At 49.2% G+C, this 14,427-nt stretch carries 13 protein-coding genes; 7 read left to right on the plus strand and 6 right to left on the minus strand.

The window, feature by feature from the left end; all coding sequences use genetic code 11:
• Window positions 1-109: 109 nt before the first annotated feature.
• Window positions 110-1,048, minus strand: coding sequence for a methyltransferase domain-containing protein (locus tag GEV47_RS06105; protein ID WP_153233864.1), 939 nt, complete (start codon window positions 1,046-1,048; stop codon window positions 110-112).
• A gap of 95 nt (window positions 1,049-1,143) precedes the next feature.
• Between GEV47_RS06105 and GEV47_RS06110 the strand changes: the two genes are divergently transcribed.
• From GEV47_RS06110 to GEV47_RS06120, 3 genes are all read left to right on the plus strand, one after another.
• Window positions 1,144-1,914 carry a ComF family protein gene (locus tag GEV47_RS06110; RefSeq protein WP_153233865.1) on the plus strand — a complete coding sequence of 257 codons (771 nt, stop codon included), beginning with the start codon at window positions 1,144-1,146 and terminating at the stop codon, window positions 1,912-1,914.
• A gap of 116 nt (window positions 1,915-2,030) precedes the next feature.
• Window positions 2,031-2,513 (plus strand): tRNA (uridine(34)/cytosine(34)/5-carboxymethylaminomethyluridine(34)-2'-O)-methyltransferase TrmL, encoded by a 483-nt coding sequence (trmL, locus tag GEV47_RS06115; RefSeq protein ID WP_153233866.1) that lies wholly within the window; start codon window positions 2,031-2,033, stop codon window positions 2,511-2,513.
• Between the two features lie 66 nt (window positions 2,514-2,579).
• Complete coding sequence (locus GEV47_RS06120) at window positions 2,580-3,056, plus strand: copper chaperone PCu(A)C (protein WP_153233867.1); 477 nt, start codon at window positions 2,580-2,582, stop codon at window positions 3,054-3,056.
• Here GEV47_RS06120 and rfaE2 read toward each other — a convergent pair.
• The 4 genes from rfaE2 to GEV47_RS06140 form a co-directional block, all read right to left on the minus strand.
• Window positions 3,053-3,532 (minus strand): D-glycero-beta-D-manno-heptose 1-phosphate adenylyltransferase, encoded by a 480-nt coding sequence (gene rfaE2, locus GEV47_RS06125; RefSeq protein WP_153234251.1) that lies wholly within the window; start codon window positions 3,530-3,532, stop codon window positions 3,053-3,055. The genes GEV47_RS06120 and rfaE2 overlap by 4 nt on opposite strands.
• Before the next feature lie 68 nt (window positions 3,533-3,600).
• Window positions 3,601-4,461, minus strand: a complete 861-nt coding sequence (locus tag GEV47_RS06130) for a ferritin family protein (protein WP_153233868.1) — start codon at window positions 4,459-4,461, stop codon at window positions 3,601-3,603.
• Between the two features lie 155 nt (window positions 4,462-4,616).
• Window positions 4,617-5,351 carry a PhaM family polyhydroxyalkanoate granule multifunctional regulatory protein gene (locus GEV47_RS06135; protein ID WP_153233869.1) on the minus strand — a complete coding sequence of 245 codons (735 nt, stop codon included), beginning with the start codon at window positions 5,349-5,351 and terminating at the stop codon, window positions 4,617-4,619.
• Between the two features lie 14 nt (window positions 5,352-5,365).
• The gene (locus tag GEV47_RS06140; protein ID WP_153233870.1) at window positions 5,366-6,619 is read right to left on the minus strand and encodes a branched-chain amino acid ABC transporter substrate-binding protein; all 1,254 of its coding nucleotides are present in this window, start codon (window positions 6,617-6,619) and stop codon (window positions 5,366-5,368) included.
• A 140-nt stretch (window positions 6,620-6,759) separates the two neighbouring features.
• On the opposite strand from GEV47_RS06140, the gene GEV47_RS06145 reads away from it, so the two are divergent.
• From GEV47_RS06145 to GEV47_RS06160, 4 genes are read left to right on the plus strand one after another with little or no spacing between them, the layout of a single operon-like run.
• A complete protein-coding gene (locus tag GEV47_RS06145) occupies window positions 6,760-7,983 on the plus strand; it encodes a DUF3108 domain-containing protein (protein ID WP_153233871.1) in 1,224 nt (407 codons plus the stop codon).
• 26 nt (window positions 7,984-8,009) lie between these two features.
• Window positions 8,010-8,789 (plus strand): DUF3108 domain-containing protein, encoded by a 780-nt coding sequence (locus GEV47_RS06150; protein WP_153233872.1) that lies wholly within the window; start codon window positions 8,010-8,012, stop codon window positions 8,787-8,789.
• A gap of 19 nt (window positions 8,790-8,808) precedes the next feature.
• On the plus strand, window positions 8,809-9,537 hold the full coding sequence (queC, locus tag GEV47_RS06155; RefSeq protein WP_153233873.1) for a 7-cyano-7-deazaguanine synthase QueC: 729 nt from the start codon (window positions 8,809-8,811) through the stop codon (window positions 9,535-9,537).
• A gap of 48 nt (window positions 9,538-9,585) precedes the next feature.
• Window positions 9,586-10,644, plus strand: coding sequence for an NAD(P)H-dependent flavin oxidoreductase (locus GEV47_RS06160; RefSeq protein WP_153233874.1), 1,059 nt, complete (start codon window positions 9,586-9,588; stop codon window positions 10,642-10,644).
• A gap of 77 nt (window positions 10,645-10,721) precedes the next feature.
• Here the strand turns inward: GEV47_RS06160 and GEV47_RS06165 are convergent, their stop codons facing one another.
• Window positions 10,722-14,342: an indolepyruvate ferredoxin oxidoreductase family protein gene (locus tag GEV47_RS06165; RefSeq protein ID WP_153233875.1), complete on the minus strand. Its 3,621-nt coding sequence runs from the start codon at window positions 14,340-14,342 to the stop codon at window positions 10,722-10,724.
• Window positions 14,343-14,427 lie beyond the last annotated feature (85 nt).

The following is a 14,427-nucleotide window of genomic DNA, read 5'->3' on the forward strand; positions in this document are numbered from 1 at the left end:
TACCTTCACTTCGCAGCTTACTTCGCGTCGTTTTTTGCAGAGGCCGAACTATAGCAACACGCCCTCAACACTGCAAGCTGTTTTATAAAATAATTTGAAATAAATGAAATTATCTTTTTTTGCCTAAGTCCCACTGCACGATCGATTCGCCGCTGGCCGTTGTTTTGGCGGTCGGGCGAAACGCATGTCCATAGATGATTTCAAACGTCAGCGCCAATTTGCCATCATTGCGGCGCGTCGCCTCTAACGCATCCAGCAATCGATGCCATCCGGCACGCCCCTGCAAACCTTTATTACGCGTCGCCAAAGGATTGCCACCAAATGATCTCGCATCGGCCAGCAATTTCTCGGCGCTGTCATACGTCACCGTAATAACCTCCATATCCATTACTGGCGTTGCAAAGCCTGCATTAACCAGCATATCGCCAAAATCATGCATATCAACAAACGGTAATACGTGCGGCGTATCATCCACTGCTGCGAATGCTGCCCGTAACTCTTTAAAGGTATCCGGCCCAAAGCAGGAGAACATTAACAAGCCGTCGACACGTAATACACGACGCCATTCGGCAAACACACGATCCGGTTGCGGATGCCAGTGCAAGGCAAGATTCGACCAGACCAAGTCGACCGCATCCCGTGCCAGAGGTAGTTGCGCAAAATCTCCGCAAATCAAATCAGATTCCAGACGGTTACTCTTAATAGGTAACCATTTCTTAAGCAAACGATTAACTGATGACTGCGCCATCTGCTGCTGATCGCGCGCGGCGGCTAACATGGGAAAAGCACCGTCCATGCCAATTAACCTCGCCTCGGCAAAGCGCTGCTGCAATGTATATATATCTGCGCCGTCGCCGCAACCGGCATCAAGCACCTGTTGGGGCGCAATTTTTACCAGAGCAAGGCGTTCGTGCATACGCGTTGATACTTCGCGTCGCATGAACTCTGATTCACGCACGCGTTCTGGCTGCGAAAACAATTGCCGGACGCGCTGAATATCTATAGGCGCGCTGAAATTATTGGAAGAGGATGATGTGGACATAGCCATTAAAGTAGAAATCGGAGGGAGCGAAAATCGGCCTAGTTTACACCGATGTCCAATCGAGGATGCTGCATCACCATTACTCAGGGATGTTTACAAACATGTTTTCCCACATTCGCTATAGCGCACAACAACTTATCAGCAAGTTGGCTACCAGCATGCCAACTTGCTGCGCGTTATGTGCGCAAATTGGCAGCCAGGTTATTTGCCGAGGCTGTCAGCAGCATTATTTTTTGCAACGAACGTCACGCTGCAAACAATGCGCAAACCCACTCCCTATAATAGAGAGCGACGACGCGGGCGCAACTACGCTATGCGGCGATTGCTTGAAGCAAGCGCAGGCCTTTGACGCAACTATCGTCGCAGTAGACTACGCCGCACCTGTCGATCATTTGGTTTTAGCATTAAAATTCGGTAGCCAATTAGCGTTGGCACCGGTTTTTGCGAGTGCTTTACGCGACGCATTACTGCAGCAGTCGGTGCAAACTGGAAAAATAGACAACTTACCTGATGTGCTGACCGCTGTCCCGCTTGGGCCTGACCGCTTAATTGAGCGTGGATACAATCAAGCATTAGAGATTGCCAAACCGTTATCACTATTACTAGGGGTTCCTTTGCAGCATACGTTAATCAAACGTATCCATGACACACAACAACAAGCGAAATTACATCCGGAAGAACGTCATCGCAATTTACGTAGCGCCTTCGTCATCCCATATCCTGCCGTGACTCAGATTCGCGGTCGTCATATTGGCGTAATCGATGATGTGATGACGACGGGTGCCACTTTGAATGAAATTGCCCACACACTTAAGCGTTTTGGCGCCAGCCGGGTTACAAATTTTGTGTTCGCCAGAACCTTGCCCAAATAAGTGTTTTCAAAAAACTGTTTAGACTAGGCGCTCCGACGAAGGTAGTACTTAAGTACGGCGAGGAGAAGCAACAACGTATAAACAGTTTTTTGAGAACACTTAAAAGGAGAAATATTTTGTTTCACGTCGTACTGGTAGAACCTGAAATTCCACCCAACACCGGTAATATTATCCGGCTGTGCGCCAACACTGGCGTGCAATTGCACTTGATTGAACCACTGGGCTTTCCATTGGATGATGCGAAAATGCGCCGTGCCGGGCTCGATTATCACGATTACGCCACTATGCAAGTCCATACGAATTGGGCCGCGTTTATGGAGGCAATGGAAAAAACAGAGAATTTTGATCCGCACCGCATGTTCGCTATGACCACGCACGGCTCCACGCCATTTGCGGATATCGCATTTCACCCCGGCGACATTTTCGTCTTCGGCTCGGAAACGCGTGGGCTAGATCCAACATTGCGCGCATCATTTGCATCGTCACAACGCATTCGCTTACCGATGCGCCCCGACAATCGCAGTTTGAATTTATCGAATACGGTAGCGATCGTGGTCTATGAAGCCTGGAGGCAAAATAGCTTTATTGGCGGTGCTTAACATCAGATTGCTATAATCAAAATCAACTTACGAAAACTTACTTTCCTACCGCATACAAGGATTTTTATGTCAGCACGCATTTCAAGCATTATTACTCTGACTTTATGCTCGCTCGCTTTAAGCACCTCTGCTTTTGCACATGAATACACATTGGGAGCGCTGAAAATCAGCCATCCTTATGCACGAGCAACCGTTCCCGGCCAACCTAGTGGAGCGGCTTATCTGACGATAGAAAACACGGGAAAAAATAATGACAAGCTGGTGAGCTTAAGCTCCGCCGTTGCTGAATCAGCCGGGATTCATAGCATGAGCATGGATGGCAATGTCATGAGAATGCGGGAAAAAAACGATCTTGAGTTGAAACCATCAACAACTATCAGCATGAAACCCGGGAATGGTTATCACATCATGCTGACGGGTTTAAAGAAACCATTGACTGCCGGGGAAACCTTCCCACTGACTTTGAACTTTAAAAATGCAGGGAAAATTGAAGTTCAAGTCGATGTTGAAGGCTCGCAAGCACCGGCATCGCATCAACATTAACGTTGCTGACGTACTTTAGATAATAATTTGCTGGTCGAGCGATCATGTTCAAACGCGATCGCGACGACCTTGCCGCCATAGGCTAACACTGCTTGTCCTTCAGGAATCTCGTCCATCTTGTAGTCGCCACCCTTCACATAGATATCAGGCTGCCCCTCCTGCACCACGCCTAATGCAGTATCCTCGTCAAACTCCACCACCAGGCTCACCGCTTCCAATGCTGCCAATACCGCCATGCGATCAGCGCAAGTATTGATTGGTCTATCATCACCTTTACCCAAACGTTTGACTGATGCATCAGTATTCACCGCCACCACTAACGATGCACCTTGCGCACGGGCTTGCGCCAAATACGTCACATGACCACGATGCAAAATATCGAACACCCCGTTAGTCAATACTACGGGTTGCGGCAAGTTCGCCATGCGCGCTTTCAATTCCGCGCGCGGGCAAATTTTCTGTTCAAAGCTGACCATCTTCATCAAACCCTCATAAAAAAAGCCGCAACAAACTGCGGCTTTTGATTATCCAACCATCGATTTTGTTAAGCAGGCACAACAGGTGCTGTAGTTGCAGCCAGACGATTGACGATTTCTTTACGATAACGATTCAATTCTTGCACCGTCTCAAAGCTGCGCTCAAACAGCAACGACATATTATGCAAAATCCGGTCAACAACTTTCTTTTCCCAGACACCATCAAATTTAATTTGATCATCCAACCAACGCTCCAGCCATTCAGGATCGGGTAAGCGACTTTGTACGGTGTCATTCGGGAACAGTGATTGGTTTACATGCAAATTGGTAGGATGTAACGGCTTCTCAGTCCGACGCGCCGAAGCCATTAATACGCCGATTTTGGCGAAAGCGGCAGAAGCACTATCACCTACTTCGTTTAACGCTTTTTTCATGTAGCGCAGATAGGCACCACCATGACGCGCCTCATCCTGGCTGATCATTTTATAAATTTGCTTGATCACTGGCTCAGTGTGCCAATCGGAAGCACAGCGGTACCAATGATTGAGACGAATTTCGCCGCAAAAATGCATCATCAGCGTTTCCAATGCCGGCGCTGGATCAAATTCAAAACGCACGTTATCGAGTTCTGCTTCAGTCGGCACCATCTCTGGGCGGAAGCGACGTAGATATTCCATCAACACCAATGAATGCTTTTGCTCTTCAAAGAACCATACAGACATAAACGCGCAAAAATCACTGTCGCCGTGATTGTCACGCAAAAACATCTCAGTCGCAGGTAAAGCCGACCATTCAGTAATCGCATTCATTCGTATTGTTGTCGCCTGTTCATCTGTCAGCAGAGACGCGTCGAACTGATCCCACGGAATATCGGTTTCCATGTTCCAACGGACTTGCTCAAGCGATTTAAACAATTCTGGATACAGCATACATACCTTAAGAGTGAATGACGGGTTAAGCTGACATATCAAGATAAATCAGAGTTAAGTCGGGATTTTACCAATTTTTTGATAAACGACCTATTTTGATACATTGTCATCGCATTTTATGCCGTGTATTACAGTTGAAAAAATAGATAAATAATTTATTTTTTGACATTTCTTGTGCTGCTTGAACGCGCACCTGTTTTGCTTGCTGCCGCGCCAGACTTTACAGCCGATTTCACTGGCGATTTGCGCTTGGCTACAGGCGCAGCACGAGATGCAGATTTGCTAGGTTTCTTTACTGATTTAACTGCTGGCTTATCCTCTGCCTCGGCTGCCGTGGCCATGGTTTTATCTGCTGCAACCACGCTGCCGACGACCTGCTTAAATTGACTCTGCAGCATATCCCACCACACATTCGCATTGGCAGCCGCCTGTTGCTCAGCATGAGCATCTTTGGTGGATGCTTGCTCAGCTTGTTCTGCAGCGGCAGGCGATGCAGGTGGCTCAGGTGTTTTCGTCGCCTCGGCAGGTTGACCAAATGAAAATGATGGTGTCATCCATGGAAAAGCTTCTGCGCCTTCTTTGGTTGCGGTTTGTCCGTCTACGGCATCCGGCACTTTCATCGCTCCCATTGCTTGCAATGCTGACAATGTAGCGTTCTGCACTTCCAAAGCTTGTATTGTGGTGCGCAACATGTTCAGGTTCATGCTCAACCAACCTTCTACGGCTTTCAAATCCGTGATTTTTTTATTAATTTCTTCTACCGATAAAGTCGGCACCACCATGCCGGGAACTCCCATATTGCTCCACATTTTTTTGATGAAATCGAGGCTGCCGCTCATGGCATCGGCACTAGGAATGCCGGTCATATTTGGTATCGGTGAATTAATCATCACATCTCCTTGTTTCAGTTTGGTCGTTGCATCTTGCAACTGGTCGGTAACGCTGTGGTCGCAGAGGGGAAATAGCGCTCAGTTTTAAAACCGTAACCACTGCCTTCATTATCAAAACGAATGCCGCCATCACTTAATTTTTGCATCACAGCGACATACAGCGGCTGTATCAACTGATGGTCACTGGCGCGCATCGTCGCGTCATGAAAACGACTCTTATATTGTGCGCCTTCCAGCGCTTTGGCGACAGCCACAGCATCAGTGCTGTGCGCTTTTTCGATAGCCGTCACTAGCATATCTACCATCACATCCATGCGCAAAAACAAATAATCGTCTTTAGGCTGCGGATAGCGTACGCGGAAGTTGCGATAAAAAGCATCGCTTGCATCCCCGCCGACATTAGGATGCCATTCGGCGACGGCACGAACACTGCCAACGCCAGCATCACCAATCGCGGCTGGCGCACCTAAGCTATTCGCATAAAAAGTATAAAACTTAACATTGAGCCCGGCATCCTTCGCCGCCTTCACCAGCAACGTTAAATCATTTCCCCAGTTCCCCGTAATCACTGTATCGGCACCGCTGGCGCGAATTTTGGCGATATATGGCGCAAAATCTTTAACCTTGCCGACAGGATGAAGTTCATCTCCAGCGATCACGATGTCTGGCCGTGCCACCGCTAATTGTTGGCGCGCGGCCTTGGCAACCTGGCGTCCGAAACTGTAATCCTGGCCAATCAGATAAACCCGCTTGGCGCGGCTATCATTCTTAATCACCTGTACCAGCGCGTGCATACGCATGTCCGCATTCGCATCAAAACGGAAATGCCAGAAACTACATTGTTCATTAGTCAGTACAGGATCAACTGCGGAGTAATTCAGAAACAACACGCGATTATCCGGCATGCGCTGATTATGTTTATTCACTGCTTCTAACAGCGCGGCTGCCACGGCAGAGCTATTGCCCTCCAATACAAAAGGAATGCGTTGATCCGTCAGTTTTTTAAACTGTTGCAACGCATCCTCAACCCCTTGCATGCTATCGAACACTACCAGTTCCAGTGGATGACGGCCATCGGGCAACTTGACGCCACCTCGCGCATTGACTTGCTCAATCGCGAAACGCAAATTGTTTTCAACCGATACACCTGCATTAGCAAAAGCGCCAGACATTCCTTCTATCATGCCAAGACGAATTGGTTCAGCAGCCTGAACCACACTGGCAACCAGACACATCAGTAAAACTAAAAGGATTTTTCGACAGTGCATTGGGATACCATGAAAATAGATAAAGTTTTGCTATTTTACGTCGACAGATAATCATTAACCAACGTTTAAATCACTTCAAACATATGGCCCAAACGGCGTTGCGCAGGACAAATCCCGGCCTATACGTTTACACTACGCACATGACGACGGCATCTGCACCAACTCCATTATCAACACGCTCCCCAAAAACAGCCAATAAGGCATCACGCCGCTGGCTGCTATTGCTGTTATTGCTACTCTCGATAATTCTGCACGTACTCTTTATCAGCTGGAGCAGCCGCAATCTCGGCATTCCGGAGTCTACACAACCTAAGACGACGGTAATTACTGCTAATTTAGAACCGCTACCGCCGGTGACTAAACCAGTAATGGCGCCAGAGCCTATAGAACCAACGCCTGCTCCTAAACCAACGCCAGTAACACGCAAGCCAAAGGTTGTAGCCAAAACGACGCCGATTGAAAAACCGGTCGAGGCAACGCCGCCAGTCACTGAAACGGTCACGCCCATAGACACCGACAATACTGTGACATATGCACCAATGATATCGTCGCTGGATACCACAGATAAGGCTGAGGTCGTCCCCGACGCAGGTCCAGCAGGAAATGGGACTACCGAAGCTGCGGCCAATACCGCTGCCAAAGAAGAAAAAACAGCTCCGGTACCGCTACCGCCGCCACCGGCCGCCATTCACTACGAAACCGCACCACCACCACCAGCTGAACTAAAATACGACGTCCGGGCATTAAACAAAGGTCAAACCTATTATGGCAGCGGCAAAATTACCTGGCAAACAGACGGCCATAGTTACACGATCAATGGTCAAGCCGGCGCCCTATTTATCACTGCGTTAGACTTCAAAAGTGAAGGAGAGCTGAACTACTACGGCGTTTCGCCTATCCTCTACACTGAGAAAAAATTTCGCAAGTCGGCTACCAACACGCACTTCCACCGTGAACGAAATCAAATCACATTTTCCGCTTCCACCAACAGTTACCCACGTACCGGCGGCGAACAAGATCGTGCCAGCATCGTCTGGCAATTGGCCAGCATAGGACGTGGTGACCCCTCAAAATTTATCGCCGGCGCAGTGATAGACTTGTTCGTCGCCGGGACAACTGATGCGGATACCTGGCGCTTCCAGATTGCAGGTGAAGAGCCTGTTACGGTTGGTATCGGCACTGTTAACGCCTGGCATATCGTGCGAATACCGCAACCGGGCTCGCATGAGCAAAAACTCGATATCTGGCTGGCGCCCGATGATCAATGGTACCCCGTGAAATTGCTGTTTACTGAAACCAGTGGTGACTGGCTAGAGATGTCCCTCTCCAAACTGATTCCAACTGCGCAGCCACCTCAACCGTAGTTACACAGTTGCCTGAGAAAGACCGCATGACAAAAATACCCGTTTCATTTCAGCACTTTGCCGTCCACTGCATCATTGCGCTCATACTCGGCACAAATATGAGCCATGCATACGCAACTGACAGCGATCATCCTGTCATCAAACGCAAATTTGATGTGCCTCCATCTGCGGAATTAAGTTACACCATCAGAGCCAGACAAAGCGGCTTTTCATTGAGCGGCGATGCCTTGGTGAAATGGCGTACCGACGGCAAACAATTTGATATCGAAGCGGCCACCAACGCGATGATATTTGGGAAAATCCTGGAAGCAAAAAGCGAAGGCAGCATTGATGATTTTGGTTTGGCCCCTTCGCAATTTATGGATAAGCGCATTCGCAAAGCAGCCACTATCACTACCTTCAATCGTGATGCAAATAGCAAGAACGATGGCACCATTACTTTTTCCGATTCGGACAACACTTATCCACTCAAAGGCGGAGAGCAAGATCGTACCAGCATCGCCTGGCAGTTGAGTGCACTTGCGCGCGCCTCGCCACAGCAATTCAAACCCGGTTCAGAATGGGAATTTTTCGTTGCTGGCCAACGCGATGCGGAAGCATGGACTTTCACCGTTGTGAATCGGGAAAAAATTAGCACCGGTATCGGTGAAATCAATGCCGTGCATTTGATCAAAACACCTGATGCAAAACAGCAGAAACTGGAGATCTGGTTAGCGCCATCATTAAAATGGTATCCAATCCGTTTACGCTTCACCGATCCGAATAACGACTTCATTGATCAGACTTTAGATAAAATCAGTCAATAACTTAATCACCTTCATCACTATGACTAACTTATCCAACACATCGACTAACACCACAAGCGGCGCCTTGGTTCTTTTCAGTGGCGGTCAAGATTCCACCACCTGTCTGGCGTGGGCTTTATCGCGCTATGACAGAGTAGAAACCATAGGCTTTGATTATGGGCAGCGCCATGCTGTCGAATTGGCCCAGCGCCCTATCCTATTAGAGAAATGTCGCGCAATGTCGTCGACATGGGATCAAAAGCTGGGAGAAGATCACATGATCGACTTGTCGCTGATCTCAAAAATATCCGCCACTGCAATGACCGAAGATGTCGAAATCGTCATGCAAGAAAATGGTCTGCCAAACACCTTTGTTCCCGGTCGCAATCTTTTATTCATGACCGTCGCCGCCACCGTTGCTTATCGACGCGGCTTGGATGTGCTGGTCGGCGGCATGTGTGAAACTGATTTTTCCGGTTATCCAGATTGCCGTGATGACACCATGAAAGCGCTGCAAGTGGCACTGAATCTTGGCATGGCAACCCGTTTAAAATTAGAAACACCTCTGATGTGGATAGATAAATCGGCCACCTGGAAATTAGCGCAAGAGCTCGGCGGCGATGCCTTGGTTGATCTGATTCGCGCTGATACGCACACCTGTTATTTAGGTGAGCGTGGCGCACTGCATGACTGGGGATACGGTTGCGGGACTTGTCCGGCTTGCGCTTTGCGTGCACGAGGATATCAACAATTTAAAACTGCAGGCTGAACTAACAGCGGTCGAATTTTACGTACGCCATTGTCGCAAAGGACCAATATGTCTCATCAGTCAACTTTCTTGGCACAATTGGGAATATCGCTTCCCATCGTGCAAGCGCCGATGGCTGGCGTCACTGACGCGCAATTGGTTGCGGCCTGTTGTGAAGCAGGTGTATTGGGCTCACTTGGCGCCGGCATGTTGATGCCAGACACGTTGGCAACAACCGTTAAGGCTATCCGAGCTGCGACGAATAAGCCGTTCAACGTCAATCTATTTATTTTGGAAGACATGCCTTTGCAGGATTTGTCCGGCCCGGCTTTGACTGCATTGACAGCTGAATATCATCATTTGGGATTAGCGCTTTCACCGCCCGTACGCTACGCGCCATCGTTTCAAGAACAATTGGAACTGGTTTTAGCATTGGCGCCGCCCGTTGTCAGTTTCACATTCGGGATACTCGGTGCACAAGACGTTACGCGTTTCAAACAACGTGGTTGCAAGGTGATCGGTACGGCGACCAATGTTGATGAAGCTATTCTTTGGGAACAAGCTGGCGCGGATGCTCTATCTGTACAAGGCTCTGAAGCTGGCGGTCATCGCGGTACGTTCCTGCATGAAGGTGAATCTTCACTGATTGGCCTATTCCCACTGCTAAGAGAAATACGCGCAAAGTCTACTCTTCCTCTCTTTGCTGCGGGCGGCATTATGGATGGCGCTGGCATCGCTGCTGCGCAATGCCTTGGTGCCGAAGCGGCGCAAATGGGCACCGCTTTTTTATTTTGTGACGAAGCGCCGGTGCATCCTCTTTATCGCCAACGCCTTATCAACGCACAAGGACATCACACGCGTTTGACGAAAGCATTTTCTGGTAAATACGCACGTGGTATTGAAAATCGCTTTATGCAAAATATGGAAAATGCAGTGACCTATCCCTATCCGTTGCAAAACGCACTGACCGCACCATTGCGCAAATGGGCAGCCGAGATAGCCGATGCTGACTATATGTCGCTCTGGGCTGGTCAAGGCGTTCCACTAGGAAGATCCATGCCTGCCGCCGAATTGATTCATCAGTTAGAAATGGAATGGCATGCTTGCCGTTATCAACAACAATCTTAATTCCTAAGATATATATAAACAGACATAAAAAAATGGCCGGAATATCCGGCCATTTTCATTTTCTTCCAAGGCTGCCTTTACGCAGCAATCGAGTGATTAGCTGTCGACGTCGGATGATCAAACTGCGTTATCAATTGCTGTTCTTTCAAACGCGCTGCAACCAGATGACGATCTTTAACATGACCGTAACCACGAATCTCTTCAGGGATACGCGCAATTGCCACTGCGTCATTCAGATTACCCTTGGTCAAACGGGGCAACAAGGCTTCAATCACCTGACGATAATGCGTGATCAGCTCGCGCTCTTCCTTGCGCTCTGCTGTGTAGCCAAAAATATCCAGCTTGCTACCGCGCAGGAATTTGAACTTCGCCAATACACCAAACGCACGCATCATCCATGGGCCGAACTCTTGTTTGATCAGATGTCCCTTATCATCCTTCTTCGCTAGCAGTGGTGGTGCCAGATGGAATTTGATTTTGTAGTCACCTTCAAACATTGCCGCAACTTTGGCATTGAAAGCACCGTCGGTGTACAGACGCGCAACTTCATATTCATCTTTGTAAGCCATCAACTTAAACAAATATGTCGCCACTGCCATTGTCAGTTTAGTAGATTGCAATGGCTGCTCGGCCAGCTTCACTCGTTCAACAAAGGCGCGATATTGGTCTGCATACGCAACGTCCTGATACGCCGTTAAAGCGGTAACGCGACGCGCCATTACATCGTCCAGACTTGGCGTACGCTTGAACTCAATCACTTGCGCAGGAGTTTCACTAGCACGCGTACGTTGCTCCAATCCAGTTAAGTCGTGAGCGGCAGTACGACCCCACAAGAAGGCTTGCTTATTAAATGCAATCTGCAATCCATTCAAATCAATCGCACGTAACAACGATGCTTCTTGCAATGGTACCCAACCCTTTTGCCAGGCATAACCCAGCATGAACATATTGGTGGCAATACCGTCGCCCATCAAGGCGGTCGCGATACGACCGGCGTCAACCAGTTCAACATGATCGCTGCCGCAAGCTGTGCGTATGGTTTCCGCAGCTTCTGCATCAGGATATTGCCAGTCCGGATTTTTCACAAAAGCAGCAGTTGGCGTCCGAGTCGCATTGATCGCGGCATAAGTACGGCCCTCGCCCATACGCGATAAGGCATCGCGGCTGGCGCTAACGATAGCGTCGCAACCTATCACTAAATCCGCATCACCAGTACCAACCCGAGTCGAATAAATATCTTCAGGGCGATCGGCCAGGCGCACGTGCGACATCACCGCTCCGCCTTTTTGTGCCAAGCCATTCATGTCGAGTACAGAGCAGCCTTTGCCTTCAACGTGTGCCGCCATCGCCAAAATCTGACCGATGGTGACAACGCCAGTACCGCCGATACCGGTAACGATGATACCGTAAGGATTTTCTGTGGTTGGCACAATTGGCGTCGGCAAACTCGCTATCGGTGCAGCAGCTGATTGCGGCAACGCTTCAATTTTCTTAGGCTTCTTCAACTGCCCGCCTTCAACCGTCACGAAGCTAGGACAGAAACCGGTCACGCAAGAAAAATCCTTGTTGCAAGACGATTGATTGATCTGACGCTTACGTCCGAATTCTGTTTCCAGCGGTTCGACAGACAAGCAATTCGATTGCACGCTGCAATCGCCACAACCTTCGCACACGGCTTCATTGATGACAGCGCGTTTTGCTGGATCTGGGTATTCATTGCGTTTCCGGCGCCGACGTTTTTCCGAGGCGCAGGTTTGATCGTAAATCATCGCCGAAGTACCGACCATTTCGCGCAACTCTCGCTGTACTGCGTCCAGTTCACTACGATGACGGATAGTAACGCCCGGCGCCCAATTGGTATCGGCTGCATATTTATCAGGTTCGTCAGTGACCACAATAATCGGCGTCACGCCTTCCGCCGCGATCTGACGTGAAATCATTGCCGGGTCAAGCGGACCGTCAAATGGCTGGCCACCGGTCATTGCTACGGCGTCATTAAATAAGATTTTGTAAGTGATATTGACCTTGGCGGCAACCGAAGCACGAATCGCCAGCAGGCCGGAATGGAAATAGGTACCATCGCCCAAATTGGCAAATACATGTTTTTCACTAGTGAACGGTGCTTGTCCAATCCAGTTCACGCCTTCGCCACCCATATGGGTAAAGGTGTTGGTCTCTCTATCCATCCACAACACCATGTAATGGCAACCAATACCTGCCAGACCACGGCTGCCTTCTGGCAGTTTAGTAGAGGTGTTATGTGGGCAACCGGAACAGAAGTGCGGAACACGATCTTTAGTTGGATCTGGTTTGCTGCTGATATTGAGCAGCGCTTCTTTCGCTTCCAGATACGCCACGCGCTGTTTAACGCGTTGTTCTATCGGATGGCCGGCGAAATATTTTGTCACACGCGTTGCAATCGCACGGGCAATTTGCGCTGGATTCAATTCATACGTTGCAGGCAACAACCAATCGCCATGACCTTCTGGGCTGTGATTCCATTCGCCGGTATCGTCAAACTTACCGACCACTCTTGGACGTACATCGTCGCGCCAGTTGTACAACTCTTCTTTCAGTTGATATTCCAGAATCTGACGTTTTTCTTCGACCACCAGAATTTCTTCCAGACCTTGTGCAAATTCGCGCACACCTTCGGCCTCCAACGGCCATGTCATGCCGACTTTAAACAAGCGAATACCGATATCACGGGCCACTTCTTCGTCGATACCCAGATCCGCCAAAGCCTGGCGCGTATCGAGGTACGATTTACCCGCAGTGATGATGCCGATTTTTGCGCGTGGGCTATCCCAGATAATTTTGTTTAACTTGTTGGCACGCGCATAAGCCAGCGCAGCGTACCATTTGTAATTATTCATCCGCGCTTCTTGCGCCAGTACTGTATCTGGCAAACGGATATTCAATCCATCGGCTGGCAGTACAAAATCTGCTGGCAATATGGTTTGTACGCGCTCTGGATTTAATTCAACAGCGGCACCGGATTCAACGATATCGGTCACGCATTTCATAGAAACCCACAAACCGGTATAACGACTCATCGCCCATGCGTGAATACCGTAATCCAGATACTCTTGTACCGAAGATGGATACAACACCGGAATACCGCAGGCATTCAGAATATGTTCGCTTTGATGCGCGGTGGTAGAGGATTTTGCGGCGTGATCGTCGCCGGCAATTACTAACACTCCGCCGTGTTTGGAAGTGCCTGCCATATTGGCGTGTTTGAATACATCCCCGCAACGATCTACGCCGGGGCCTTTGCCGTACCACATGCCAAATACGCCATCGTATTGCGCGCCGGGGAAAAGATTGACTTGCTGCGTACCCCATACACTGGTCGCGGCCAGATCTTCATTCATCCCGGGATGAAATTTGACGTGATGTGCATCCAGATGTTTTTTGGCCTTCATCGCTGTCATATCGACAGTGCCAAGTGGCGAACCGCGATAACCGCTGATGTAACCGGCAGTATTTAATCCAGCCAGTACATCGCGTTGACGTTGCAACATCGGCAAACGTATCAATGCCTGTGTGCCTGTCATAAAGGCACGGCCACGTTCTAGCGTGAATTTGTCGTCGAGAGTAACGGCGGATTGGGACAAATCTAAATTCGCTTGAGGCGAATTATTATCAGACGTGTCAGTAGGCAGCAGTTTTGCTGTGTTCAGTGGTGCGTTCATGCGGCGGTCTCCGTGCCAAAAATTATGTTTTTGCTTGCACTGCGTGGCGCTATGCCTACGCGGTTGGAACAACATTGCCTTGTGA

It is taken from the genome of Glaciimonas soli (assembly GCF_009497155.1).
GTDB classification, from domain to species: Bacteria; Pseudomonadota; Gammaproteobacteria; order Burkholderiales; family Burkholderiaceae_D; genus Glaciimonas; species Glaciimonas soli.